Below are 25,721 nucleotides of genomic sequence, written 5' to 3'. Positions count from 1 at the left end.
GTTGTGGGGAGTAGGGGTTGGGCATCTGGCGCGCCCCAAGAGCGATCGGTAACGGGCAAGATGCCCGTTCCACCATGATTGTTTTGATGAGTTGTGGGGTGGGCTTCTAGCCCGCCCCTAAAAGTCTGGCTTGTCGGGCGGGCTTCGATGCCACCATTAAAAGACTGATTTACACTTTTTTTTAATGGAGCTTTTGAGAGACTTTTGCTATTAGCTGGCTCTGAAAAAGCTGGGTAAGCTTTCGCCCCCGAAACAATTGGATTCTGTGGCAATCCTGACAGCAAAAAACCCATCAACGGCTGACACCGATCGCTACAAGCACCATAAAACTCTCCCGGAACTTTGTCACCCGATGGCGGCCCCCACCAAAATTCAGCCATTGCTAGCGGTTTCAGATTGTTTGCTGCCGCGCAGTGCAGCAATTTTGGCGCGCAGCAGTCGCCGGTGCCAGTCGGAATAGAATTAGTTGGCATCAATTCCTGGATCGATCGCGATTTTCCCAAAAAATTCACCAGAGTGTAAGCTGCGTGCATCTCGGCCTGAAGTTGGCGGGAAAGTTCTTTTCGCCCTTGTTTGAGCACCCGCATCCGCTCATTGGCAGCTTCAACGATCTTTTTTAGAGGCTGCAATATTGCATCCCGCTGCCGTTTTAATTGCCTGCATTCAATTCCCTCCAAACGGCTTTCTTGATTTAGTTTTTCCAGGGCTATTAAGAGTGTGTCTCCTGCGAGAGTTTGACTGCTTAGCTGACGTTGTTCGTCTCGCTGCTGCTTGCAATTGCGGTGCCGCGCATTCAAAACTTGCAATTGCAATTCAAATTCGCTCAATAAGGCTGCATATTCCTGTCGCTGCGGGAGTTGATTCAGTGCAATCAGTTCCTGTTTCATTGCTTCCAATTGGGCTAGCGTGCGCGCTTCTGTCAAAGCAACTCGCGATCGCCCCGGAATCGGTGGCACCCACCCGTCAACAACGCTAGAACCGTTCAGCAACCCAGAAAATGCTTTGAGAATTCGCTGTTCCCCCCAAGGCATTTCCACGAGCAAGATGCCGTACATCTTCCCCTCGCGATCGTAGGAATCGTCAGCAGCAAGGTACTGCATCAAACCCCTGGCGATTTCTTCAGACATTCGAGTACGTGGCAATCTCAGCAGATCCGCACTTTTAGGGCAATGCCCTTCGTACCAATAACTGGGGCTAGAGTCGATCGACCCTCCCTCTTCGTCGATCGACCTTTCCGTGAAATCTAAAAGCGGGTGTAGAGTTAGCATATTAAATTTGATTTAAAATCTCGATCGCGACATATTGGTTTGTATCCTAACCCTAGGCTGGGAAATACAGTTATACCATTTTTTTAAAGTTATGACAGACTTTGGCAAACAGGGAAAGTCTCTTATAAATCAATACGGTTTACTTAAGATAGTATACCGGGAAAAACGATGTGAAAAACAGACCCTGCGATTGCTCTGAGGCGCGAGCGCTGGGGACAAACAAACCTTGCCAACCCTGTGAAGATTGCCTTTGGCTTGCCCTATGTAAGATATCTGCTTATCCAAACCAAGTTCGCTCCAGATTTGGTTTACATAGCGAACGTTATCCCCCTGGTAGTCAGTGCTAGAACCATTATCTTGTTTTCCAGTCAACGCATGACCAAGCTCGTGAAGTAGGGCACCAAGTAGCGAGTACGGTACTGCTTTGCCAGTATCGTTTATGTAACTCACATCGCTAATATACGAAGGATCTATTATAACAATGCCCCTGCCAATAGCAGCTTGAAAAGTGTCCCGCCGGAATCGTATCTCTATTGTGTTCCCGGCATTAATCCAATTGTCGAACATAGTCTTAGCTGTGGACGAACGGTCGTATGCTGTCTGCAAAAGGGTAAGGATTTGTGCCTCTTCGGCGACAGTAGTAAAACCTGTGAACGTCGTCTTTTGAGAAAAAGTCCAAGCCATAATTTTTTTCCTTAACGAAGAAGGTCGTTAATCCGGTATCGATCGGGGGTGAATAGGTCTTTGAGATCGAGAAGGCTTTCGTAGCGGATCTCAGTCGTTTCTGACGCGAAAAATTGGTCAATCAGAGCCTTGGTAAGATCGGTATATCCGATCGCTGCCTTCCCAACAGCTAATTCAAAAGCACGGGCTACTGACATGTAAAACGGAATCAAGGTGGTTTGCCACGTATTGCGAAACAGCCAAAAGATTTCCGGGGGCAAGCGCTTTGAAATACTGGCTAGGGCGGCAGGCTGGGCTTCTGGAGACGGTGCAAGCAGCACAGAGTCCTTGTAATCTTGTATAAATTGCCTGAAGATGCCGTTATCAATCGGAAGCAGAGGATTGGTGGGTGGGGCGCGTATGCCCGACATCAGTGCCTGATCGAACAGAAACTGTCGTTCGTTCCATAGGAACACGGCACGCACAACGAGCCTGGGCGATCGGCTGAACGTGAGTTTTACCCAAGGACTATCCAAATGCCTGGCATCATTAGATTCTGTACGCTCTAAATTGAACGGTGCTAAGGGCGCAGTCTTGACGAGCCGACGGTAAACGAAAAAAAGCTTGACTTCTGGAGAACTTTTCAAATCTCCGTGGCACTGCGATATTTCGTCAATCTTGGCAGAGATATGTTTGGAAATGGTCGTTACATAGTTCTTGAAATGTGACTCCTGCAAAGTGTCAACGGAGGAGGTGCCAGAAATCTGTCTCCCGCCCGTTTCGTCGATAATCTGAATTGAAGTTTGCACTTTTGGGCAGCTTTGCTGAGAGTACGTGCTTTCGATCGCGAGTACGTTGATTAGTAACGAGACAATAAATATTAGGGCGATCGTCTTGTGAGATCGAATTCTTAAATTGAGTGGCATAATGAAACCCTTCCCTCAACTGTCTTGTCCAAATCAACGTCTGACACCAATTGATTTTGATGTTTGCCAAACCAACTCCTTTTAGCTCTTTGGAAAAAAAAGTGTTGCAATGAAATGAATTGATTGATTTTTATTGCCTAATATTTAGCAGCTACTATTTATTGCCATCCTGAGCAACTCGATATAAAGAACAACATACCTCTTAATTAAACGATGTATGGCCGTTACAATAAAAGTTAACACACTGCCTTTTTGAGGACAGACTCTATTAACTCAGATCTCGCACCGCAGAGATTTGAAGGATTCTGGGAAAATTAATATCGTTTACGAATACAAGTTTCCGACACTCGTAGTGGAGAGATCAAAATTTTAGACTCTGGTTCAAGCTCCCAGATTCATCTGTGGAGTCAATCGAACATCGAAAATCGACTGACCGTATTTTACAGCGGTATACGCAAAGTGGGAGCGGTGCATAATTTTATACATTACAGTTAAGTAAATATAATTTGTGGTAATAGACCTGATATGCTAAATTTGTCTCAAAATAGCAGCGAGTTAAGAAAAGCATAAGTTAATATATAAGACCGCAATCTTGTCAACCCACTAAATTTTATATGTAAGGCGTATGCCAGATATCTCGACTTCTACCACAGAAAACTCCTCAAATCCCGAGTCCGGCCTCCTGCCCCCGATTTTAAGAATTTTTGCAGCATTTCCAGATTACGATCGGGGCAACAGACACTACGCATCGGGAAGGTACGAAGCGGCAATCATTTGCTACGGAAAAGCGGTGCAAATTAAGCCGGATTGGGCCCGCGCGTGGCTGAATCTGGGCAAAGCTTACAAGCAACTGCACTCCTGGGCTGAAACGGTGGCCTGTTGCGATCGAGCGATCGCCATTAATCCCGAAGAATATTGGGCCTGGATGCTGCGCGGGACAGCACTGTTAAGTTTGCAAAATCACCCCGAGGCGATCGCGACTTTTGACAAAGCAATTGAAATCAATCCCGAAAAGCACGAAGCTTGGTATCAGCAGGGCAGAGTTTTAGAAGAATTGCAGGAGTGGGACAAAGCAGCAACCTGTTACAAAAAAGCAACCCAACTTCATCCAAATTTGCCCGCGATGTGGTGCAGGCAAGGCAGCGTGTTGCTGCAAGCCTCGCGCTACGCTGAGGCTGTGGCGGCCTACGAGCGCGCTCTCAAACTCGTCCCGACTAATTGGGAAGCTTGGCTGAACCGAGGTTTGGCTCTGATGAAGGCGGAACGCTACGCTGAAGCTGTAACTTCTTACGATCGCGCCATTCAACTGCAACCACAAAACACTTTGGCTTGGTTCAATCGGGGCATTGCTTCGGCAAAATTGCACAAATACGGAGAAGCAGTCACAGCTTACGATCGCGTCTTGCTACTCCAACCCAATGACTCCGAAGCTTGGCTGTACAAAGGAATGGCCCTGAAACACCAGTGGCGCGATGGGGCAATAGCTTGTTTCGATCGGGCTATTCAAATGAATCCCGCTTATCCCGAAGCATGGATCGGGCGCGGTCAAACACTGTCAGAATCAAGAGATTATGAAGGTGCGATCGATGCTTTCGATCGAGCGATTCAAATTAATCCGAATTTCCCCGAAGCTTGGCTGGGCAGAGGTATGGCCCTAGCAGAATTGGAACGCTACAAAGATGCGATTATCGCTTACAGCAATGCCCTCCAAATTGAAGGAAATTTTCTAGAAGCTTGGAATTTGCGAGGCGAAGCCCTAGAAAAATTGGAGCAATACGAAGAAGCGATCGCCTGTTTTGACAAAGTAATCTCTCTGAGTTCAGAAACAGACATTACATCAAAAGTAGGATTGCAGCAAGGCGCAGCGCTAGAAAAATTGCAGCGTTACGAAGAAGCCGTCGCAGCTTACAACCGCGTTATTCAAAACGTGCCAGACAATTTTGAAGCTTGGTTGAAACGTGGCAACGCCCTGTCAAATTTGGAACAGTACGAACAAAGTCTAGCATCATACGATCGAGCAATTACTATCTGGCCCGACAGCTATCAAGGCTGGGTGCAGCGAGGCCTGGTGCTGGGGAAAATGCAGCGCTATTCCGAATCACTTGTCGCTTTCGATCGAGTGATTCAACTCAAGCCCCACAACTGGGAAGCTTGGGCGCAGCGCGGCGATGTTTTGCAAAAATTGCAGCGGACTCAAGATGCAATTAGTTCTTACGGAGTCGCCCTAGAAATCAAACCAGATTACTACGAAGCTCTAGTCAGCCGAGAAGAATTGAGACTCAAAGATGCAATGTCAGGAAAATGGTAAAACAGTTGACAGTTGATAGTTGACTGTTGACTGTTGACTGTTCACCGAAAAACGAGCGAGAAGCCCCTGGCTGTCTTACATAGTCCGGAACGCGACTGCGACTTTAGTCGCCTACATTTTCCTCTTTAATTAATATCCTTTGATAGCAGGTGAGAAGGTATAATATAAAAAGGAGGTAACAAAAATGTTTGGATGCCAACAAAATTTAATTATCCCGGATAAAAACCTAAAAGCAATTCTCTAATTCCTGTGCAGTGAGTCATCAAAACTGACTAATTGCGGTATTTATTATGCTCGTCAAATGTATTTTAAAACAGGTAAAATACCGGGGATAGCAGATTTGCATAAAGTGCTAGGTACGGAGAACCGAAATTTGCACTATAAAGCATTCTATTCGGATACCGCACAGCAGATTTTAACTACTGTTGCCGAATCTTTCAAATCCTATATTGGACTATTAAAAGGCATAAAAGAAGGGACAGTAACTCAAAGACCGAGACTACCTAATTATCGACAGGGTGGTCTAGCTTTAGTAACGTATACAGCTCGCTCTGTGAAGCTTAAAGACGGGTTATTAAGATTTCCACTCGGCACCAAAGTTAAAGCTTGGTTCGGACTGGATGCTTTCTATCTACAAGAGCCCACAAACTTAGACCACAAAGCGATCAGAGAATATCGAATCCTGCCTAGAAACGGCTGCTTTTACTTGGAATTAATCTACAAGACTGAGCAGGTTCAAGCAGATGTAGATCCATCTAAAGCTTTGATGATCGACCACGGAATGAACAATTGGCTAACCTGTGTAAGCAATACTGGGACTAGCTTTATCGTAGATGGGTTGCACCTGAAGTCGCTCAATCAACGATATAATAAGCGCGTTGCGTTTTTGATGTCCGGGAAAGCGAATGGTTATTGGTCAAAACGACTGGAGAGATTGACATAAAATCGCAATCGCACAATGCGAGATGCTGTTAACAAAGCTGCTCGGAAGGTAATTGCTCATTGTTTAGCTAACAATCTAGGTACTGTGATATTCGGTTGGAATGTGGGGATGAGAAATGGTCTCAATCTGGGTTCTCAAACTAACCAAAAGTTTGTTCAAATTCCAACTTGTAGACTCAAGGATAGAATCGCTCAATTATGCGAAAAATACGGGATTCGGTTTGTAGTGACTGAAGAATCATATACTTCTAAAGCTTCATTTGTCGATCGGGACGTGCTACCTAAATTCTGCGAAAAACTTTCGTGGGTGGCAGTCAAGCGGTAAACGAGTTAAGCGCGGATTGTATCGCACCCTTGAAGGTTTGTTAATCAATGCCGACTGCAACGGTGCAGCTAATATCGGTAGAAAAGTAGCGGCAACTTTGGGGCTTTGTCTCAAAGAAGTCAGTAGAGGTGCTTTGTTAACGCCTTTGAAAGTCCCTTTGTGGTCTTAATCAAGAATCCCCCCGATTCATCGGTGGGGAGTATCAATACGCTTATTTCAGTGGCGATATTCCAGCGCTGCGGGCCGCCGATGAGGCGCTCAAAGCTGGGGGATTTGCTTTTGCTTTGATTACCGCTGAGGGAATGCTGCAAAACAAACCGCCGCTGATCCCTTATCCGAGTCACTGGGTGGCGCTGTTGGGAAATGTCGCAATTGATGAGGGAAGCGATCGAAAGGGCGATCGATCTCGCGTTAGTTTTGATGTTTATACTTGGGGTAGAAAAATGCGTGTAGATATTCCTAAGAACTCTTTTGAGAATTATTTTTGGGTCGCCATTACAGGGCGCTAAATTTAATGCGATCGGAGACGGGATATCAGAGATTAGAAATTCAGTCAACACATGAATCCGAGGCTAAAAAGATTGATCTCTGGTGTTACAGGCAGGATATCTATGCAACCCGAAAAGTGCCCGATCTCAATATAACGATCGAGAGCAATATTTTCAATAAAACCCCATCCACCTGCTAACAGGAACGAAAAAAATTAGCCCTCAGCTCGATCGCACAGCAAAAAACCAAGGTGATGAGGCTAACAGTGCAATATGTCAGTTATCAAGAATACTTTCCGCGGGAGATTGCCCGACGGCACCCTAATTTGAAAATTAGGACAGGCAATTGCTGATTCTGCTGGCTTCATGTTATAGTAGTTTTTCAAGAATTAAATTCGGTTGCGTAGTTTGTTGGTGTTTATTTACAAGCCTCTCTCCGAATCTAAGTCTCTGCACCCTAATAGATTCTGGAGATTTTATGTCGATTTACGTGGGTAATCTTTCTTATGAGGTCACATCAGACGACCTCAACGAAGTATTTGCCGAGTACGGAACTGTAAGCCGCGTCCAAGTGCCAGTGGACCGGGAAACAGGCAGAATGCGGGGTTTTGCTTTTGTCGAAATGGCCAGCGAAGCAGAAGAAGCAGCAGCCATTGCAGCCCTCGACGGTGCTGAGTGGATGGGCCGTGACTTGAAAGTCAACAAAGCCAAACCTCGCGAAAACAACAACAAACGCTCCTCGGGCGGCGGCGGCTGGGGCGACAACAATCGCTCTTCACGACGATACTAAGCTTTGAGACTGAAAATTTGAATTTTGGTAGTTGACAGCAAGTGCGAATGCTGCTTTTTTTTCGGGCTGTTGGACTCGCTAAATACAACTGCCAAACCTTTAACTCAGTTTAGCCCCCTCCTTCGAGTGAGGGGGCTTTGTTGTTGGCGAAAAATTCCACGAGGTACGCCCGCCGCGCAGCGGACAGCCTAACTCGCAATTCTGTATCGCGATCAACTGCTTTTTTCAAGAAGCTTTCGGGATTTATGGGCGCAACTCCTGTAAACTATCAAAACTAGAATTAACTCCAAAGAAAAGTTACAATAACGCAAAAGTGATATTGCTCAAAAAAACAAATAATCTTTACTGAAAATTAGCAGATCAAACCAGCCAGACCCGCAAATCAATAGATTTTGCCTGAATAAAGATGCCCAAGATCTACAGCACGGCGGAACTCATTAACATCCTCGCAGAAGAGCGCCAAGCCTGCTTGCACGGGCGACGCCTCAATTTGACTGAAACTCCTGCTACAGGAAACCCCGTGATCGATCGCTTTCTCAAATCTGAGGGCGTTCAAAAGTTCACTGCTTATCAAAATTTTAAGGCAGCCGTGCATGAATACCAGCGGGAACATCAAGTTTCTGGGATTGTCTGGCGGGAAATGACGGTTAAAGGCAATAGTCTGCGCTACCCGGCAGTGGATGACGAATTAATCGCTCTACCGATCGATTTGATGACGCTGAAGGCTGCTAAGACTGCGATGTTGGAATTCTGGGAGCGGGTAACTGCGGGGATGGATTTGTATTTGAGTATTAATAGTGGGAAGGATTTTCGAGCGATCGAGCCGATCGACGTAGAAGCTCTAGCCCAGCGTACAGAATGGGCGAGTCTCTCGAAGTGGGAAAAGTTGGATTTTCTCGAAATTTTGTTGCAGTTGGGCTGGGGGAAGCCCGAGGAAGCCTATTACAAGCGGGGATGGCCGACATCCGGCAGCGAGTACATTCACGCCGTAAAACCCGGACAGCGGCCCATTTGTTAATTAGTCAGTAGTCATTAGTCAGTAGTCAGCAGTCAGTAGTCAGCAGTCATTATATCAAATCCGGCAGCATCGTAATTATAAGAGTGCGAGCGTCTCGCTCGCGATCTATGCCGCGAGCGAGACGCTCGCACTGATATCATCCAAATATATTATTCCGATGCAGCCGGAAATGATATTAGTCATTAGTCAGCAGTCATTAGTCATTATTAGTCAGTAGTCAGTAGTTACTGATTATTGGGAGATATTCAAAAATAACAAATAACAATTGCCAACTGCCAACTGTCAACTGCCAACTGCCAACTGTCAACTGTCAACTGTCAACTGACAAAGCATCAAGCCAAACCACTGATTTGGGTCTGTCCAAACTTGCACCGGCTTTAAACCGCGCTGCGAAAGATCTGCCTTTACAGTATTGAGATTAAACTTGCGCGAAATTTCGCTGCGGATAGTTTCTCCGGCGGCAAATTCAACCGTTAAATCGAGCGCGCGCAAGTTGACTGTTTGCGCTTTCTTACTTTTCAAGTGCATTTCAATTTGACATTGTTCTTGATTGTAAAAAGCCCAATGCTCGAACTGCGCTAAATCAAAATTTCCCTGATACTTCCGATTTAAATGTCGCAGCATATTCAAGTTAAAGGCTGCGGTCACTCCTTGACTGTCATCGTAGGCCGGCTCTAAAATATCCTTAGATTTGTCTAAGTCAATTCCCAGCAAAAAATACTCTCCCGGCTGCAATGCACCGACAACTTGCGAGAAGAATACATCGCATTCTTGATGGTTGAGATTGCCGAGGGTGCTGCCTAGAAAGCAAATCATTCGGGTTGGCAATGGCGACGGGGCAATTTTAGCTAAGGCTAATTCGTAAGTGCTGACAAGTCCGTGAATTTGGAGCGATGGATAATCTGCTAACAGTTGACAAGCGCTGCTTTCTAGGATAGTGGGGCTGATGTCGATCGGCAAATAGTGCAGCGGATATTCCAATTTGCTGTAAGCATCGAGGAGAATCCGGGTTTTGGTGGAACTGCCGCTGCCAAGTTCGACGATTTCGCACGGGCCCGTCAAATGCGCGATCGCCCCTGCACACTCTTGCAAAATTGCCGTCTCAGTGCGCGTTAAGTAGTATTCCGGCAACTGACAAATCAACTCGAAGAGGTTCGAGCCGCGATCGTCGTAGAAATACTTGGGAGGCAGGGTTTTGGGGTTTTGAGTCAACCCGGTAATTGCATCGCTGCCAGCATTGATTTCTGCGGGTGTCGGTGCCACAGCGCTCACCAGCCGCTCTAAGTGCAGCCGGTTTTCTTTGGTTGACGCTGGGTTTGTCTTGTCGGAAAGTCTTGGAGATTTCATAGAGTAAAATTAAGATGCACAAATTGATATAGCACACAGTTGCGTTGCTGAAGATCGCACTCAAGCTAGATTTTTGAGGCCGCTCTCCGTTCTGTATGTTCTCACCCGATGGCGAGTCGCGTCCACAAATTAAAATTCAACAAATATCAACCTAAATTATTAAATCATTTACAAACCTTTTTTAACCTAGTATTTTTAAGTGGAAAAAAGTTTTGGTGTTTGACAAACAAATATTGTCTAAAATTAACTGGAAATAAATTTTATTTTTTAAATTTAAATCTTACAGGTTCGTAGTGAGGACTTTAGTCCGCATAAAATTAGAGGACTCGCATTCCTCACTACAAACCTATGTGATTGTAGTTGTGGCGCAGCGAAAACCCGCGATAATTTGCCGCACGCCCGGATAGTACCAATTCCGAAAAGTCGATCGCAGTGCCTGAGGAAAAGTTGCCCAACTCCCGCCTTTCAAAACCCGATGTTCTCCATCAAAATAGAGTTCAGAGTATCCCCGATAAGGATAACTTTCAAATCCTGGATAGGCGTCAAAGGTTGAAGCTGTCCACTCCCAGACATTGCCCAACATATCACAACAGCCTGCTGGACTTGCTCCCGTTGGAAAAGCATCAACGGGGGAAGTATTGGCAAGATGATTGCCGTGATTGCACAGGCTGGCATTTGGCCGTGCTTCTCCCCAAGGATAGGTAAGTTTTGTCCCAGTTGTGGGATCCCAACTGGCTGCTTTTTCCCATTCGGCTTCCGATGGTAAGCGCTTCCCGACGAAGTTGCAGTAAGCTTCGGCTTCGTACCAACTGACGCCGCAAACTGGATGGTTGTTGAAAGCAGGGTTTTCTGACCAGTAAAGCGGGCGATCGACTAAATGAACTTTTTGCCATTCCCAGCCCTCAGCAGACCACCAATCGCGGTTCTGATAGCCGCCGGATGTCATAAAATCTCGGTATTGACCGCAAGTGACCGGATAGCGATCGATCGCGTATGCTTCTAGATCGCACAGATGGCGCGATCGCTCGTTATCCAAAGTTTCAGCAGCATCGCTTCCCATATAAAATTCCCCGCCGGGAATCTCAATCTCTGGGGAATCGGTAATGGGTAATGGGTAATTGGTAATGGGTAATTGGGAATTGGTAATCGGGAATTGGGAATTGGGAATTAATCTTCCTTCTTCCTCCTTACTTCTATCCGTTAAATCCGTTACATCTTGTACACTGCTCGTTGCCGAACTTCCCTCTTCCTTCTTCCCTCTTCCTTCTTCCCTCTTCCTTCTTCCTTCTTCCTTCCTTAGCATTTGCAGCACGAAAGCAACTGTTTCGCAGTGCTGACTTTCGTGCTGAATAATAAACCGCCAGAGACGTTCCTGTTGTGCGATCGGCGCAACGTCCAAATAATCTAACACCTTTTTTCGCACCGCATCCAGATACAATTCAACTTCTGGTAGCGCAGGCAAAAAAACTCGTTGTTTTTTCGGCAAAATATCCGCAGCAAACAGTTGGTGATACTCAGGAAAAACTGGCTTGAACCCACCACATTTCTGCAACAGCCACAAATCCTCAGTATAAGCAATGTGACCTAAATGCCAACCAACCGGACTAAAATCTGGATGGGCTTGACGGCAGAAAGTATTGTAATCGATGTCTGCAAATAGTTGAAAAGTGCCGCGGCGACACTGCTGCAAATCCTGATAAATTGCCTCTTTACAAGATTGGATTGATTTCGATCTCACCGTCTACTCCCGTACTGATCGTGCTCTGGACTGGACACTCGTGCCAATTGCCACCAAATAAAGGCTCAGAAGCAATGATGACAGAATTGGGGAAATTTAAATCGTCCCGCAGCCAATACAGGGAAGGAGGGACTTTTGGGAAAGCAAAACGAGATGCAACGAGCTGCTGTCCGTCGCTGATAATAATATTTGCTGAAAATTCAACTTGGTGAGCGTTTGCTAGTTCAGCCAAAGTTTTCAGGCAGTTTTGCAAAGCAGCTTTTAGGCTCAGATTGCTGGCTGTTAATTCATTGACAAATAAGCCGAAGATGTGCTCTGAATCTGTAGTACCGTTAATTGATTGATAAAGGGTATCGTTGAGCCGATCGCGAATTGGTCTGTAAAGACTTTTGCGAAAATTCTGCACAAAGCCGTTGTGTACGAACAACAGGCGATCGTGTTGAAACGGCTGACAGTTGCTCAAATCTAGAGCTTGTCCTGAAGTTGCACTGCGAACATAGGCGATCGCACAGCCGGATTCAACATATCGGCTGATACTCGGCAGATTGATGTCGTTCCAAATTGGCTGTACATTTTTATAAGTAAACGGATCGGTATCGAGGTGCGGGTGATACCAACCGATACCAAAACCGTCAGCATTGAGCAAGCCCGAAGTCATTTCGCGGGGCTGGTAACTCTGCACAATTAGCGAATGTTCCGGCTTGTACAGAATAGAATCGAGTAAAATCGGCTCGCCGAGGTAGCCAAGCAAACGGCACATAAAATTTTGTAAACAAACAGATTAGCATTGTAAATCATTTGCCGACAATTTTCCGGCAAGCGTTTTTTGCAGCATGAGCTTGCCCATCTTTAACAGGCTCGATCGCCCTTTTTTTGCAGTCTGCTGCCAGCATCTCCGTACAAACGGTACAGTAAAGATAGAACCCCAGCAGCACAAGGAGACTCTTGAATGTTCCTCGACGAACTCATCCCAGTGGTCAAAGAATTGATCCAACAGCCGATCGCCTTTGCGGGCGGATTTTTTTCTGGCCTGCTTCGACTCAACCTTCACGAAGATCCCGTTAGAAGCTGGATCGATGAGCAAGCCGGTTCAACTTCCTACACTCCTCCCGCAGCCGAAGCCACCAATGCTAAAAGCACCGGGCCTCAGTCGATCTCGATCGACTAAGCAAAAGGACTAACTATTGCAGTCAGTAGAAAGGGTTTGTCGGTGCGGCAAACCCTTTTAGTTCAAAGGCGATCCTTCAACAGTTGACAGTTGACAGTTGACAGTTGACAGAAGGAGAGCGACCTCTACCCTTAAGTCCGAGTATTGGAGTAATGAATAGTCTGATTTTAATTTCTCCCGATCGGGCGGGCGGGCTTTCAACCAATTCTTTCTGGTCAGTTTTAAGCGAGATGGCACTTGAGAGTCAAATGAACCGGTTATTATATGTAGCAACAACAAGTTTAGTTCGATCGACATGACTATCTATATTGGAAATTTGTCCTACCGCGCCACCGAAGAAGACCTGAAATCAGTATTTGCAGAGTACGGCACAGTCAAGCGAGTTGTCTTACCTACCGACAGGGAAACCGGTCGGATGCGCGGCTTTGCATTTGTCGAGATGATGGAAGATGCCCAAGAAGACGCTGCAATTACCGAATTAGACGGTGCAGAGTGGATGGGACGCCCCTTGCGAGTGAACAAAGCTAAACCGAAAGAAGAGGGAAATCGAGGCCCAGGCATGAATAGGAACAGCGGATATTAGGAATGAAAATTAAATAACTTCCACAAGTTTGTGGGATGGGCGTCCCGCCCGTCCAGAAAGAACGGGCTCTTCTGCCCCATCCCACTTTCAAGAGTGTAAGTTATTAAATTTTCGTTCTTTAAAAAGAGTAAATTCGCCCTTTTTCATCAATATAAACTGACCGATCTTGCCTAGTGCGGCCGTCTGATGTGGTGATGCGAACCGTCACAATGTTTTCCTTGGCATCAACGTTATAGTCGTATTTCAAAGTTGTGGTTCCTCCTTTGACATTAATCGGAATATTGGCAATGTCTCCGGTGCGGTTGCTGACGCGAACCATGATATTTTTGCTAGCTCCAACTGGCAAGGATGACAAGCCGACACCTGATTGACCGTATTCTAGGTTTAATCCGGTTTCATTTAACAGTCTCAGGGTAATGTTGCGAGTATAGTCAACCTGTGCTTGAGGTTGCCAAAATCCTGGTTTTGTACCGCCGTCAGTTGCAGGTTGAGATAATGCTGGATGGGGATGCAGACAGCCGAGGGCAGCAAGTATTGCTGCGGTTGCAATAATTTTTGATTTCACAAAAAAGCTCGGTAAGTGGGAAGCTCAGCGTATGAAAGACCTGAGAGGAAAACAACACGGGCGGTTTCAACCGCCTTGAATCTTTCTCTATCCATTTATGCATTACCGCCTTGGAGTTGCTTGATTTGGTGTACTTTTGTAATGTACTTAAGGGCAGGACAGTTACCGCCTCAAACCTTGCAACTCGCGATCGCATAATTTTTGCTCTTGTCGAGCCTCCCTTTCGGGGTAATGTTAGCTTGTCGGTCAATGTTATAAGAGCTTGTTAGGCTGAAAGCACTGCCTCAGTGACCCTAAGACTGTTTAACCTTCAGCGACAGAGCAGGGGACTAGCTTCGTATCCACAGGGTGTCGTGACTCAAATAACGTAGTCAGTTAAGACTTAGGCTGGTCAGCATAGCTTACTCGATCGCTCTTGCAAGCTCAGTCCCTTTAGGGCTGGGTTACTGACTGTTTCTACCTCCGGTTAAAGTGTCGGTGATATTTCTATGCTAGCTTGAAAATCTGATGTTTTTAATTGAGGATTTAGGTTTCCAAATGCGGTATCACTGAACCACTCAAGGATGGAAGGCAATATATCTATGCAGAAACCGGGTTTTTGTAATCATGGTTAAATATTGTTGCTGTTTGCATCGCAATAATAATTTTTGTGCTGGGCTGGCGGGATGCTGGTTAATTTTTAACGATCGCGCGCGCGGCATCTAGCAACAGGCGCTGTTCGGCGCGGGCGATCGCCCTGTAAGTCTGTTCTACAGTATCGACATTCACCGAAATAGACGAAATCCCCCACCGCACCAAGGATTCAACTATCTCGGGATACAAAGCTGGAGCATCGCCGCAGATAGAACAAGGAATCCCCGCAGCCCTGGCTTGTCGGATTAATTGCTCGATCGCCCTCATTACTGCTCGATCGCGTCCGTTGAAACCACCTGCTACCTGTTGGGAGTTGCGGTGAATGCCTAACAGAAACTGAGTTAAATCGTTGGTGCCGATGGAAATTCCTTGAACTCCTGCTTTTACGTAATCTGGCAATAAAAATAATACCGAAGGAACTTCCGCCATAATCCATATTTGAAACTGGTCGGGTCGATTTTTCCAAATAGTTTCTAAGCGCTGGCGGCAGTAGACAAATTCGTCTACGGAGCGCATGAAAGGCAAAATTAAATTGACATTTGTATGACCAGACTCGCAGACTTTTTGAAGTACGGACAACTCCCAATCAAATAACTCCGGTTCAAAGGTATCGCTGAAACTGCCATGAGATCCTGAGTCGCGCAAGTCGAGAGAGCGATAAAATATTGGTCGCGGTGCTACCGCTGCGGCAAATAAACTGAGACAATCTGCCATGCGATCGACAAATTCCGATTGGCGACCATCTTGCAGCCAAATTTTGGGGTTTTGACAGTCCAAAGCTTCCAATGCCATCAATTCCGATCGCAATAATCCGATGCCGTCGATGGGCAGATTTCTGAGGCGATCGATCGAACTTGTTTGGCTGACATTAACCAGCAGTTGAGTTGCCGTTGGCGCGCCCCAAACTGATTCGGGAGATTCTGCCCGTCGAGGTAAGGATGCGGGATTGGACGATCGCTCTGATATTGAAAATTGGTGGTTGGCTATTGACATTTTTGCTGCTGTACTGTATGTATCCGCATTGTTTGGCGTTTCCTGAAGCGGGTTGCTGTCTGCTGTGTCGATCGCCGGATGTGGAGCGAGGGCAAAAACTTCTCCGCTATCGCCATCTACCAATACCGAATCCCCCGAGGCGATCGCGCGAGTCGCCCCGACAACTCCCACAACCGCAGGAATTCCCAATTCTCTCGCTAAAATGGCGCCGTGGCCTGTCATCCCTCCTTGTTCGGCAACTATCCCAGCAGCAACTTTCAACCAAGGCAGCCAATTCGGATCGATTGTGCGGGCTACCAAAATGCCTCCGGCTAAGAAGTCCGCGTTTTCTGGGTGGGAATTAGTCATAACTTGGGCAATTGCTTCGGCTTTTCCTGAGGCGGCGCCCAAACCTTTGAGGATAGCAGGAGTTCGGGTTTTGGCGATCGCTTTTTCCCGGGAGGGCGCCACTTTTTCCCGTTTAAAAAGACGCATTTGAGTAAAATAAAACTGCGGATCGCTACTGTTTGTTGTCTGGTTTAGCGTCCACTCCAAGATTACATTACAGTCAAATTCGGCGATTACTTTTTTGCTCAATTCAATGAGTTTTTGCAATTGCGATTCCTCTAAAACGTATTCAGTTTGCGATTTCTCTCCCAGCGCCAAAAGTTCCACGCAACTGCCAGCAAAATCGGGAATTAACAATGCAGAATTGGTAATGTTTCGGCTTTCCCAATTTCCGCTCTGCGGTTTTTTTTTCGGCTTTCCCTCCCCGGTTTTGAGATTGTATGCTAATGTTTTGTAACCGAGCCGCTGGAAGTTAACCGTCCCTGTTTCGGGCTGGACTTGATAGTAATCGGGGATGGTTTCTCCCCGAGCGAGGGACAGTCCCAAACCGCTGGTGGCTTGAATTTCCCAGGCTGCACCCGCGTTAATTTTCACCTCGCCCGCAGCGATGGCTGGGGCGAGGGGCTGCACCAAAACTACGGGATTGATTTGCTGTATCTTCATGCCGCACCGCTGCCAGTAAAATAGACTTCTGGCTCTGAACAATTCTGCCCAAGCGCGTTTGAGTCCGGCTTCAATGGCTTCTGGTTCGGCACTTACTGCGTGAGATTCCAGGATTCCGGTTGTTTTCGGGTTCCAGGAAGTCAGGGAAGGGCGAAAAATTAAGGCTTGGGAGTTGAGCTGACAAACAGCAGACTCTAGGGTGGAGAGTAGTGCATCTGGCAGTTTGGCGGTGAGGATTTGGTGGCGGATGCTGCGAGCGATCGATTGCAGTTGTCTGGGTTCATCGACATTCAAGTGTAGCGAAGAGTGGGGCCAGTCAGCCAACAGCGGTTCTAGCCAGTCGATCGACTCTAAAAACTGCGAAAATGTTGTAGTCGGCACGACAAAACCCGGTACAGCGGGATGATTTTGGGCGAGTAAACAGCTTAAGTAAAATGCTTTTTCTCCCACTGCATCTCGGTCTGAAGGTTGAATTTTGTCTAGCCAGTAGAGATTTGTCACGCTGGGAGCCTGTCCTTGGAAACTGATTTAATTTTGATAGTTTTTCCCATTAATCACATACCACAATTTTACGATGAACGAGCGAAATTGGACGGGATTAGTCAAATCTTTTCTCAATCTATTTCTTAAGTCTAACTGTCCTCTTTGTCAGCGATCGGCTACCGAGGAGTTTTGTGGGTACTGCTACAAGCAACTTCAGCAATGTCAGCTACCCGATCCCGGTCGATTTTGGGCCTCCCAACAGCGTGTTTTTGTGTGGGGGGAGTACGGCGGGACTCTCAAACGGGCGATCGCAGCTTTAAAATATGAAGGAAATCCACAATTAGCAAAACCTCTCGGTGGCTGGCTGGCAGAATCTTGGCTGAGTTTTCCCGAATTAGCTATTGACAATTTAACAGTTGTACCGATTCCCATGCACAAATCAAAGGTCAAGGAACGGGGTTTCAATCAGGCGGAACTTTTGGCGGAAAGTTTTTGCGAGCTGACTGGTTTGCCTTTGCAGCGGCACGGTTTGGAGCGGGTGAAAAATACTCAGGCTTTATTCGCTCTGACAGCACAGCAGCGGCAAGCGGAAATGAAAGATGCTTTAATTTTGGGGAAAGATTTTCGGCGCCGTCTCCCGCGCAATCCAGTTTTGTTGGTTGATGATATTTACACTAGCGGTACTACTGTCAAGTCGGCAATTAAAACATTGAAAGAGTCGGGAATTGCGGTTTATGGAACTGTGGCACTTGCCAGTCCCCCTCGGCGCGATCGCTAAGCTGTTTTACTTTCAATTTTAAATATAGCCTTTCCAGCTTCCATAGGAGGTACTCATGGCCTCCGCGGTCTCTGCGGGCATACCTCACCACGCTTGAGAACCGCTATAATCTTATGCTGAAATGCTGTAGTGATTGACTGAGTTAACCTTTTATTATACCCTAATCAAGGGTAAAACAGCTTACTCCCTTCGGAAGAGCAAAGTTGCGCTGCTGCATTTCTTACCAGGTGAGGCACACTGAATCATTTGACTGTCAAGCTTTTTAGCTTTCACCACCTACCTTGCCAAACCGATAGCCACTGTATTTCCTTGTACCCAGATAACTAAACGTGAAAAAAAACAATGCTTAGTCCCGGATCTCAGCCCCCGAACCCACTCAATGATTGCCCTGAAAAAACTGTACTTTTCAAGGATAAAGTAATAGTAAAACTATTTAATTTGTTTTTTGAAATAGAGTTTTTCATCAAAGTTGCTATTGCTTGTACCCTGCTCCAGCAGTTAATTTATTGGCTCTCGAACAAAATCCATCTCGACTTTACCGCCGAGGTTTTACTGTACTGGTTGGTTGGGTCGGTTTCATTCTACAGCATCGGTATTGTTATTGAAAAAGTTCTTAAAACCAACGAGACTTGGTGGCAAAGATTCAATGTCAGAGTCAAGAAAGTGAAAGAACAACCGTTCCCTGCATTTACTGTTCGAGGAATCCTGGCCGGAGAAATTAAAAGTTTAGCAGCAGCAGCGATTATCCTGTACCTAGCTCCCGAAGTTCATCGAGGAAATAGCTGGCTCTTAAATCTTGAATGGTTCTTGATGAGAATAATTGCGGCGGATTTCTGCTTTTACGTTACCCATTGGCTCTTTCACAAAAAGTTCTTTCAGGAAATACATCTCAAACATCACGACTTCCTGGATTCATCGAGTTTTGTTGCCGGTCATAAAAGCCTGCTTGAATATGCTATCGTCACCGTTGCAGACGTTTTGCCTGTTTTTGTATTCGGATACGATATTGCTCAATTGTGCGCCTGGACTATTATCGGGAATGCTTACAACCTAGAAGGTCACAGTTCTCTGTCAATATTTTTCATTTCCTCGGATTTTCACGATCTCCACCACTCTCGGTTTAAGGGAAACTACGGCATTCAAGGATTTTGGGACAGGGTATTCAATACGCTAAACCATCCCACAAAAAAGCCCGGAATTATGTTCCCGGTGGCTTCTCTGGAAAAGAGCCTCCTCAAGCCGTCCTATAAGGGCATTGATGGTGGGAATTGAACCTCGACTCGTTCTGGTAGGGCGATCGCCGATCCAAAGCTTTCCTTAAGCTTTGATCGGTTCGGGATCTCGAAGACAAAGAGATGATTGCGCTAGCGATCGGGAAGTTTTTGAAGAATTCTGATACATCAACTACCTCATGATTGAGAACCCACACCTTCAAATATACTTCTAATACGTACTGCCGTTCGCAATTGATAGCGCGATTGAAACGGGATTGGCAGAATTTGATATAGCGGTTCTCAAGCATGGTGAGATATGCACTATGCCCACGGAGGCCACGCAGGCCACGCAGGCCATGAGTACCTCCTATGGGAACTCGAAATATAGGTCAATACCGTTTACTTAAGACCGCCCTGGGGGTAAATCGCTATGAAAAATATATACTGCGATTGCTTCGTTCCTCGCAATGACCATCTTAAGTCAACCGTATTGGGCTATAGGTTTGTAGTGGATGCACTTGCAACCTCAGAAACCGGGTTTCTATGAATATTTCTCGTCACTAAATCCAAAAACTCGTAGAAACCCGGTTTCTCGCCCCCCGCGAGTCGCCTCTGAAAGTGTCCGAAGTGTTGATTGATGATGATTTGCTAGCAAGATTTTTTTGGGGAAACGAACCGCGAAGACGCGAAGTCCGCGAAGGAAGAGAAAGAAGAGAGAGTTTAGGCGCCAAGCGGAAATTGCTGGCTGATGTTCCAGCGGCTGCCGTCGTGAAGCAGTAAGGTTAAGGCAGCGGCGGTAAACTGAAAGTGGAGTTCGCGCGCTGCGAATTCCAGCCAAGCCGTTTGAAAATTCTCCTCAGTTAAATCGCGAAACGCTACAGTCATGTGCGGTACGAATGAGCGAGTCTGAGAAATGCGATCGACAATTCCTAAATTTGCCGCGACATAACTCATCAAATCTGTTTGCATCTCCAGCAATTGGGGCGATTTGACAACATCCGCATAAATGACGCGGGGTGCGAAAGCGGCAAAACCGGATAGCGTAACGGGAATTGGGAGCCGATTTGCAGTAAAGGCCCTGAGACTTTCCTCTAATTGCGCCACATCCGCCGCAGGCCGTTCAAAGGGAGGTTGCAGTGTGATGTGGGGTGGCGAATTCAAAGCACCACGGCTGTTGTAGCGATCGGCAAAATACAGTTTAATCTCGGTAATCTGCTCTTGAATATCGTCTGGCGCCACTAAAGCTATAAAAAATCTTTGTTTTGACAGGTGCATGGGATAGCATCGAATTAAGGAAGGAATGGCCGAGTACGGGCGATCGAGTATTTCCTCAATGCCCCGCACCAAAACACCCATTCCCAATCTACAATCCAAAATCCCAAATCTAAAATCTAAAATTTAAAATGCCTTGGTTTGTCAAAATTGAGCAAGGAATTGTCGAAAAGCCTGTGTTTGACCAGCACGTGCCAGCTCACAGAGCTTATGTCCGAGATTTGATTTCTAAAGGACACCGAGCGAAAACTGGCTACTGGGCGAGGCGGGGCGGCGGTATGTTGATGTTTGAGGCGGCTTCGATGGATGAGGCAAAGGCGATCGTCGCTGAAGACCCGCTGGTGAAGAACGGTTGCGTTATTTATGAAATTTATCACTGGTGTGTGGTTGAAGAATAAATAACTGTGTTATACTCGTAAATGAACTGGATCCACGCGATTCCAACGCCCAAATCTTGTCAGGACCGGAAGGTAGCAGCAACACGGGATGCTTGTAATAGGCGTGGTCTCCGGTTCACCCAGTTTTATGAGGTGTAGTTCCTATGCCTGGTTTCGGAGATATTTTACAAAAAGCAGTTTACCTTGGTGTCGGGCTAGCTTCCTACGCTGGTGAAAAAGCTGGCAGCAAGTTAACTGAATTACGCACTGAAGCCCAAAAGCTGGCAGATGAATTGGTGAAGCGCGGTGAGATGTCAACAGAAGAAGCTCGTCGCTTTGTTGATGATATGGTGCAACAAGCTCAGCAGCAGCAACCACCTGTAGAAGCTGCTGGGGACAAAAAACCCGCTGAACCTCGGCGGATTGAAATTGTTTCTGAGGAAGAAGAAGTTTCTACAAAAGAAACTAAAGAAACCGGCGGCGTAGACAAGCTCCGCGAACAGGTACAGAATTTACAAGACGAATTGCGGCGGCTCAAGCGCGATTAAGCGAAAAAAGCTCGCGCAGCAAAGCATGAAGGGAACTCAGGATAATAATCTTGAGTTCCCTTTTTGAATATCTTCTCTGTCAGATGTGGGTGGATATACCGCAATAGGTAATAGAATTGAGAGTAGGTGCGATAGCTTCGCTGGAGGCAGGCTGTACTTATCAAAAAATTGGGTTTAAAACCCCGTCCTTAAGGACGGCTTTAATTTTTTGGTAAATTTTACTGAGCCTGTTAGAATGGAATAGTAAAACAAACGACAAACAATGAAAGCAAGATTCCAATACAGATTCTATCCTACCACTCAACAACGCCAAAGTTTAGCGCAGTTGTTTGGTTGTGTGAGAGTTGTTTGGAATGATGCCTTAACTCAAAGCAAGTCAGGAAAATATCCCGGCTATAACACTCTATCCAAGTCTCTAGCTCTATCTAAAAAGACAGAAGAGAGAGCATGGTTAAAAGATGTGTCATCCGTGCCATTGCAGCAATCCCTCAAACAATTAGATGTTGCTTACAAAAACTATTTTGACTCCCTAAAAGGGAAGAGAAAAGGTAAAAAACTCGGTCAACCCAGGTTTAAAAAAAAGACTAACAGTCAATCTGCAACTTTTGTCAAATCGGGTTTCTCTATCAAAAGTGAGTCCGTGTATCTGGCAAAAATCGGAAATGTTAGTCCTATTTGGTCGAGACAACTGCCGTCAGACCCTAGCTCTGTCACAGTAATCAAAGATTGTGCCAACCGTTATTTCCTGAGCTTTGTTGTAGAGATTAATTCCGATATTGTCGAAGCTAAAAACCACAGCATCGGCATCGATCTGGGTATTAAAACCTTTGCAGTGATGAGCGACGGAACATCAGCTAAAAGTCCAAGCTACAAACAGTTAGACCGAAAAATTCGCAGACTGCAACGCAAGTTGGCAAGGCAGCCCAAAGACTCAAAGCGCCGAAACAAAACTCGCATTCAGATTGCGAAACAGTACAATCAAATTGGGGATACCCGTAAAGACTTTCTGCACAAACTATCGACCAAAGTTGTTAGTGAGAATCAAACTATTATTTTGGAAGATTTGAATGTGTCGGGCATGGTCAAAAATCGGAAACTGGCGAGAGCAATTAGCCAACAGGGATGGTACGAGTTTAGGGCTTTGTGCGAGGCTAAGTCTGAAAAGTTTGGCAGAGAGTTTAGGGTAATTAGTCGCTGGGAACCAACAAGTCAAATCTGTTCAAATTGCGGTTTTAGATGGGGGAAATTGGATTTAAAAATCCGCTCGGTTCAATGCTTGAATTGCGGTATCGAACACGATCGCGATGAGAATGCAGCCAAGAATATAAACAAAGTCGGGATAGGGCATTGCCACGACTCTAAACGGACACAGAGAGAAGGTAAGACCACTTGTGGCACATCTCCGTGAAGTGTCAAGAATCCCCGCGCGTTCACGCCGGGGAGTATGTCAACTGTTAAAGATTTTGCCATAGTAAGCCGTCAAATTTATGGAAGATTGGTCTAAAGATTTTTTTGAAGTCATGGAAAATGCTGTTTCTGAAGTAGAGCATTTTTTCACCGACATCGGCGAAGAGTTTGTCGAAATGCTGGACGTTTTGGCAAAAATTTCGGAAGAGTTTACAGAACAAGTACAAAATAACCTGATTGTTGAAGTTGATGGTTATTTAAATGAATTTGATGGTTATTTAAATGAATTTCTCGAACCAATAATCGAAATTTGCCGGGACTTTGAGCCTGATTTTGATGAGATAGATTCGTCGTTTGTGACTTATGTAGACCCTTCGCCAACGCAGCATCCGGTTTGTCGCGGTTGTATGAACTATCACGGTCAAGTTTACGGCGGAAATTTGTTGGTTTGTGCGATGCACCCTACTGGTGTGGAATCGGATAGTTGTCCTGATTGGGAAACTGACGGCGATGTTAATTTTTAAGAGTTTTTGAGGGTTTAATCGCTTATGCTAACGTCAATTCAGTCTCCGTCCAAGATTTCTCTGGAAGAGTTTTTGGTGCTTCCAGAAACGAAGCCGGCTAGCGAGTATGTTGATGGTCAAATTTATCAAAAAGCTATGCCACAAGGAAAACACAGCACACTGCAAACCCGTTTTGGGAATAGAATTAATCAGGTGGGAGAACCGCAAAAGTTAGCTTTTGCTTTTCCTGAACTGCGCTGCACTTTTGATGGACGTTCTATTGTTCCAGATATAGCAGTATTCGAGTGGTCTCGGATTCCTCTGAATGCTAATGGAAAAATTGAAAATATCTTTCAAATTGCACCGGATTGGATAATTGAGATTTTATCGCCGGATCAAAGTTCCAGTCGCGTAATTAACAAAATTTTGTTTTGTCTCAAAAATCAGACTAAACTGGGGTGGCTGATTGACCCGGAAGAACAATTAGTAATTGTTTTTCAACCGCAGCAGGAACCTGAAATTAAAGAGAATGAAGATGTTTTACCTGTACTCCATGTGCTGTCGGATTTGCAACTGTCCGCGGCAAATTTGTTCGATCTGTTAAGTTTTAATTAGAAATGAGTTACAGTTGAATCAGGATAAAGTTGCATCTAACGGCATTTAAAGGTGAATCACTTAACAGCCAATAATTCGGAATTTGGGTTCCCGAGGATGCCGCCATCGCTGCAATTGCGACAGTATCAGCAACAGGCGGTGGATAATTGGTTTGCAAATCAGGGACGCGGTACGCTGAAGATGGCGACGGGTAGCGGCAAGACGATTACTGCACTGGCGATCGCCACTGAATTATACAATAAAATTAACCTTCAAGTCCTGCTCGTAATTTGCCCGTACTGCCATCTGGTGAATCAGTGGGCGCGCGAATCGGAGAAATTTGGTTTAAAACCTATTTTAGCTTTTGATAGCGCCCGCAGTTGGCAAAAAAAGCTGGCTGCTGGTTTGTATGAAGTGCGATCCTCTTCGAGGGCTTCGCTAACGGGCGATCGCGCATTTCTCACAATTATCACAACTAACGCTACATTAATGTTGGATAGTTTGCGATCGCAAATCCAGTATTTCCCCGAAAAAGCCCTAATTATTGGAGACGAAGTACACAACCTAGGCGCGCCTCGTTTAGGAGAAAGTTTACCGCGCAACATTGGGCTCCGCCTCGCCCTTTCTGCCACCCCAGAAAGACACTTCGACGAACAGGGAACTGAAGCTATCTTAGATTATTTCGGCCCTGTTTTGCAGCCCGAACTCACCTTAGCCGACGCCATCCGCCAAAAAGCATTAGTACATTATTTATACTATCCGATTTTAGTCGAATTGACCGAATCCGAAACCCGCAAATATTCCTACTTAACTAAAAAAATTGGTTGGGCGCTGTCGGGGGAGGAAAAAGTAGAAGAAAACGATGCTTTAACAACCTTATTAATGCAGCGGGCTAGGTTGATTGGGGCGGCGGCTAATAAATTAACAGCGTTGCGAGAACTAATGATGCACCGTCTCGACACATCGCATACATTATTTTACTGCGGCGACGGTGCGATCGAAGCAGGTGCGCGCCGCAGCAATCACCGCCAACTCACAGAAACCACAAAATTATTGGGTTCAGAATTAGGCTATCGAGTTAACACTTATACCGCGGCGACTCCCTTAGCAGAAAGAGAAAGATTGCGCCAACAATTTGAGAGTGGAGAATTGCAAGGTTTAGTCGCGATTCGCTGTTTAGATGAAGGCGTTGATATTCCAGCAATTCGCCATGCTGTAATTTTAGCAAGTAGCAGCAATCCGCGCCAGTTTGTTCAGCGCCGAGGACGAATCTTGCGGCCGCATCCGGGGAAAGAAAGGGCAACTTTATTTGATATGATAGTTTTGCCTCCAGATTTGGGTCGAGAAAGTTTAGAAGTCGAGCGTAACTTGCTGCGAAAAGAGTTAAAGCGCTTCCTGGAATTTGCCGATTTAGCTGACAATGCTGGGGAAGCTAGGGTCAAATTGGTGCAAATTCAAAAACGTTACGGATTGTTGGATATTTGACATTTATTCAGGTTCGGTTTATCTTAAAAAGATATAATTATTCGATCGCGGTTTGAGTTGCTAATTTGATTCGCGGACGCACCCAGACTCCAGAGACCCGGTTTCTTCGTAGATTTTCCGTGAGGGGAGAGCAAAACTCGTAGAAACCGGGTTTCTCGCCATGCAGAACCCCTATATTTTTTAATATTTGCAATAAAATAAGTAAATCCACCTAATTCAACGTCAAATACAGATAACTCAAAAGCAAACTCTATAAGCATTCTTCCTTCTTTCTTCTTCCTTCTTCCTTCTTCCTTCTTCCTTCTTCCTTCTTCC

Annotated in this window: 27 protein-coding genes, 1 other RNA gene and 1 pseudogene; 19 read left to right on the top strand and 10 right to left on the bottom strand. The window is 45.8% G+C overall.

The features are described from left to right. The 3 genes and pseudogenes from JGK16_RS12430 to JGK16_RS12420 all read right to left on the bottom strand — a co-directional run. Positions 1-1,268: pseudogene (locus JGK16_RS12430) on the bottom strand (RluA family pseudouridine synthase); the annotation flags it as partial. A 129-nt stretch (positions 1,269-1,397) separates the two neighbouring features. Beyond that, the gene (locus JGK16_RS12425; RefSeq protein ID WP_293203117.1) at positions 1,398-1,952 is read right to left on the bottom strand and encodes a hypothetical protein; all 555 of its coding nucleotides are present in this window, start codon (positions 1,950-1,952) and stop codon (positions 1,398-1,400) included. A gap of 11 nt (positions 1,953-1,963) precedes the next feature. Further along, complete coding sequence (locus JGK16_RS12420) at positions 1,964-2,857, bottom strand: hypothetical protein (protein ID WP_293190633.1); 894 nt, start codon at positions 2,855-2,857, stop codon at positions 1,964-1,966. Between the two features lie 625 nt (positions 2,858-3,482). Here JGK16_RS12420 and JGK16_RS12415 point away from each other — a divergent pair. The 7 genes from JGK16_RS12415 to JGK16_RS12385 all read left to right on the top strand — a co-directional run bounded on the left by JGK16_RS12415 (position 3,483) and on the right by JGK16_RS12385 (position 8,728). Beyond that, positions 3,483-5,165 carry a tetratricopeptide repeat protein gene (locus JGK16_RS12415; protein WP_293179222.1) on the top strand — a complete coding sequence of 561 codons (1,683 nt, stop codon included), beginning with the start codon at positions 3,483-3,485 and terminating at the stop codon, positions 5,163-5,165. A gap of 301 nt (positions 5,166-5,466) precedes the next feature. Beyond that, positions 5,467-6,108, top strand: a complete 642-nt coding sequence (locus JGK16_RS12410) for a transposase (protein WP_293190635.1) — start codon at positions 5,467-5,469, stop codon at positions 6,106-6,108. A gap of 15 nt (positions 6,109-6,123) precedes the next feature. After that, the gene (locus JGK16_RS12405; protein WP_293190637.1) at positions 6,124-6,432 is read left to right on the top strand and encodes an IS200/IS605 family accessory protein TnpB-related protein; all 309 of its coding nucleotides are present in this window, start codon (positions 6,124-6,126) and stop codon (positions 6,430-6,432) included. Positions 6,433-6,448: 16 nt separating this feature from the next. Next, positions 6,449-6,601: a hypothetical protein gene (locus tag JGK16_RS12400; protein ID WP_293190639.1), complete on the top strand. Its 153-nt coding sequence runs from the start codon at positions 6,449-6,451 to the stop codon at positions 6,599-6,601. Positions 6,602-6,734: 133 nt separating this feature from the next. Beyond that, positions 6,735-6,941, top strand: coding sequence for a hypothetical protein (locus JGK16_RS12395; RefSeq protein WP_293203115.1), 207 nt, complete (start codon positions 6,735-6,737; stop codon positions 6,939-6,941). 457 nt (positions 6,942-7,398) lie between these two features. Next, the gene (locus JGK16_RS12390) at positions 7,399-7,710 is read left to right on the top strand and encodes an RNA-binding protein (RefSeq protein ID WP_293179231.1); all 312 of its coding nucleotides are present in this window, start codon (positions 7,399-7,401) and stop codon (positions 7,708-7,710) included. Between the two features lie 406 nt (positions 7,711-8,116). Further along, positions 8,117-8,728, top strand: a complete 612-nt coding sequence (locus JGK16_RS12385) for a hypothetical protein (protein ID WP_293179234.1) — start codon at positions 8,117-8,119, stop codon at positions 8,726-8,728. 303 nt (positions 8,729-9,031) lie between these two features. Here the strand turns inward: JGK16_RS12385 and egtD are convergent, their stop codons facing one another. The 4 genes from egtD to JGK16_RS12365 form a co-directional block, all read right to left on the bottom strand. After that, a complete protein-coding gene (egtD, locus tag JGK16_RS12380) occupies positions 9,032-10,075 on the bottom strand; it encodes an L-histidine N(alpha)-methyltransferase (protein WP_293179237.1) in 1,044 nt (347 codons plus the stop codon). Positions 10,076-10,421: 346 nt separating this feature from the next. Continuing rightward, a complete protein-coding gene (locus JGK16_RS12375; protein WP_293190641.1) occupies positions 10,422-11,813 on the bottom strand; it encodes an SUMF1/EgtB/PvdO family nonheme iron enzyme in 1,392 nt (463 codons plus the stop codon). Further along, entirely contained in the window at positions 11,785-12,573 is a 789-nt protein-coding gene (gene egtC, locus JGK16_RS12370) for an ergothioneine biosynthesis protein EgtC (RefSeq protein WP_293179243.1), read from the bottom strand. The genes JGK16_RS12375 and egtC overlap by 29 nt, the downstream gene beginning before the upstream one ends. Before the next feature lie 34 nt (positions 12,574-12,607). Beyond that, positions 12,608-12,748, bottom strand: coding sequence for a hypothetical protein (locus tag JGK16_RS12365; RefSeq protein ID WP_293150157.1), 141 nt, complete (start codon positions 12,746-12,748; stop codon positions 12,608-12,610). 14 nt (positions 12,749-12,762) lie between these two features. On the opposite strand from JGK16_RS12365, the gene JGK16_RS12360 reads away from it, so the two are divergent. The 3 genes from JGK16_RS12360 to JGK16_RS12350 all read left to right on the top strand — a co-directional run bounded on the left by JGK16_RS12360 (position 12,763) and on the right by JGK16_RS12350 (position 13,564). Next, positions 12,763-12,981 carry a hypothetical protein gene (locus JGK16_RS12360; protein WP_293150155.1) on the top strand — a complete coding sequence of 73 codons (219 nt, stop codon included), beginning with the start codon at positions 12,763-12,765 and terminating at the stop codon, positions 12,979-12,981. 152 nt (positions 12,982-13,133) lie between these two features. Beyond that, positions 13,134-13,280, top strand: a complete 147-nt coding sequence (locus JGK16_RS12355; RefSeq protein ID WP_293203114.1) for a hypothetical protein — start codon at positions 13,134-13,136, stop codon at positions 13,278-13,280. After that, positions 13,277-13,564, top strand: a complete 288-nt coding sequence (locus JGK16_RS12350) for an RNA-binding protein (RefSeq protein ID WP_293179249.1) — start codon at positions 13,277-13,279, stop codon at positions 13,562-13,564. The genes JGK16_RS12355 and JGK16_RS12350 overlap by 4 nt, the downstream gene beginning before the upstream one ends. A 118-nt stretch (positions 13,565-13,682) precedes the next feature. Here JGK16_RS12350 and JGK16_RS12345 read toward each other — a convergent pair whose 3' ends face one another. Together JGK16_RS12345 and JGK16_RS12340 are read right to left on the bottom strand one after the other, a co-directional pair. Continuing rightward, positions 13,683-14,129, bottom strand: a complete 447-nt coding sequence (locus JGK16_RS12345; protein ID WP_293190643.1) for a hypothetical protein — start codon at positions 14,127-14,129, stop codon at positions 13,683-13,685. Positions 14,130-14,801: 672 nt separating this feature from the next. Then, entirely contained in the window at positions 14,802-17,246 is a 2,445-nt protein-coding gene (locus tag JGK16_RS12340; protein WP_293190645.1) for a putative PEP-binding protein, read from the bottom strand. 73 nt (positions 17,247-17,319) lie between these two features. On the opposite strand from JGK16_RS12340, the gene JGK16_RS12335 reads away from it, so the two are divergent. Next, positions 17,320-18,006, top strand: coding sequence for a ComF family protein (locus tag JGK16_RS12335; protein ID WP_293179257.1), 687 nt, complete (start codon positions 17,320-17,322; stop codon positions 18,004-18,006). Between the two features lie 342 nt (positions 18,007-18,348). Further along, entirely contained in the window at positions 18,349-19,278 is a 930-nt protein-coding gene (locus JGK16_RS12330; protein ID WP_293179259.1) for a sterol desaturase family protein, read from the top strand. A 662-nt stretch (positions 19,279-19,940) separates the two neighbouring features. Here JGK16_RS12330 and JGK16_RS12325 read toward each other — a convergent pair. Beyond that, positions 19,941-20,594, bottom strand: coding sequence for a 2'-5' RNA ligase family protein (locus tag JGK16_RS12325; RefSeq protein WP_366516888.1), 654 nt, complete (start codon positions 20,592-20,594; stop codon positions 19,941-19,943). A gap of 29 nt (positions 20,595-20,623) precedes the next feature. Between JGK16_RS12325 and JGK16_RS12320 the strand changes: the two genes are divergently transcribed. The 7 genes from JGK16_RS12320 to JGK16_RS12290 all read left to right on the top strand — a co-directional run bounded on the left by JGK16_RS12320 (position 20,624) and on the right by JGK16_RS12290 (position 25,406). Beyond that, positions 20,624-20,890 carry a YciI family protein gene (locus JGK16_RS12320; RefSeq protein ID WP_293179261.1) on the top strand — a complete coding sequence of 89 codons (267 nt, stop codon included), beginning with the start codon at positions 20,624-20,626 and terminating at the stop codon, positions 20,888-20,890. A gap of 23 nt (positions 20,891-20,913) precedes the next feature. Further along, positions 20,914-21,010: signal recognition particle sRNA small type (ffs, locus tag JGK16_RS12315), an RNA gene on the top strand. A gap of 23 nt (positions 21,011-21,033) precedes the next feature. Continuing rightward, positions 21,034-21,417: a hypothetical protein gene (locus JGK16_RS12310; RefSeq protein ID WP_293179263.1), complete on the top strand. Its 384-nt coding sequence runs from the start codon at positions 21,034-21,036 to the stop codon at positions 21,415-21,417. 262 nt (positions 21,418-21,679) lie between these two features. Continuing rightward, positions 21,680-22,825, top strand: coding sequence for a transposase (locus JGK16_RS12305; RefSeq protein WP_293190646.1), 1,146 nt, complete (start codon positions 21,680-21,682; stop codon positions 22,823-22,825). Between the two features lie 79 nt (positions 22,826-22,904). Continuing rightward, a complete protein-coding gene (locus JGK16_RS12300; protein WP_293179265.1) occupies positions 22,905-23,348 on the top strand; it encodes a hypothetical protein in 444 nt (147 codons plus the stop codon). A gap of 24 nt (positions 23,349-23,372) precedes the next feature. Then, positions 23,373-23,942 (top strand): Uma2 family endonuclease, encoded by a 570-nt coding sequence (locus JGK16_RS12295; protein WP_293179267.1) that lies wholly within the window; start codon positions 23,373-23,375, stop codon positions 23,940-23,942. A gap of 96 nt (positions 23,943-24,038) precedes the next feature. Next, positions 24,039-25,406 (top strand): DNA phosphorothioation system restriction enzyme, encoded by a 1,368-nt coding sequence (locus tag JGK16_RS12290; RefSeq protein WP_293190666.1) that lies wholly within the window; start codon positions 24,039-24,041, stop codon positions 25,404-25,406. The last annotated feature ends 315 nt before the right edge of the window (positions 25,407-25,721 follow it).

Origin of the sequence: Microcoleus sp. PH2017_09_SFU_O_A (assembly GCF_020738625.1) — a bacterium.
Lineage (GTDB): Bacteria > Cyanobacteriota > Cyanobacteriia > Cyanobacteriales > Microcoleaceae > Microcoleus.
This window is presented reverse-complemented; position numbering and strand designations above follow the sequence as displayed.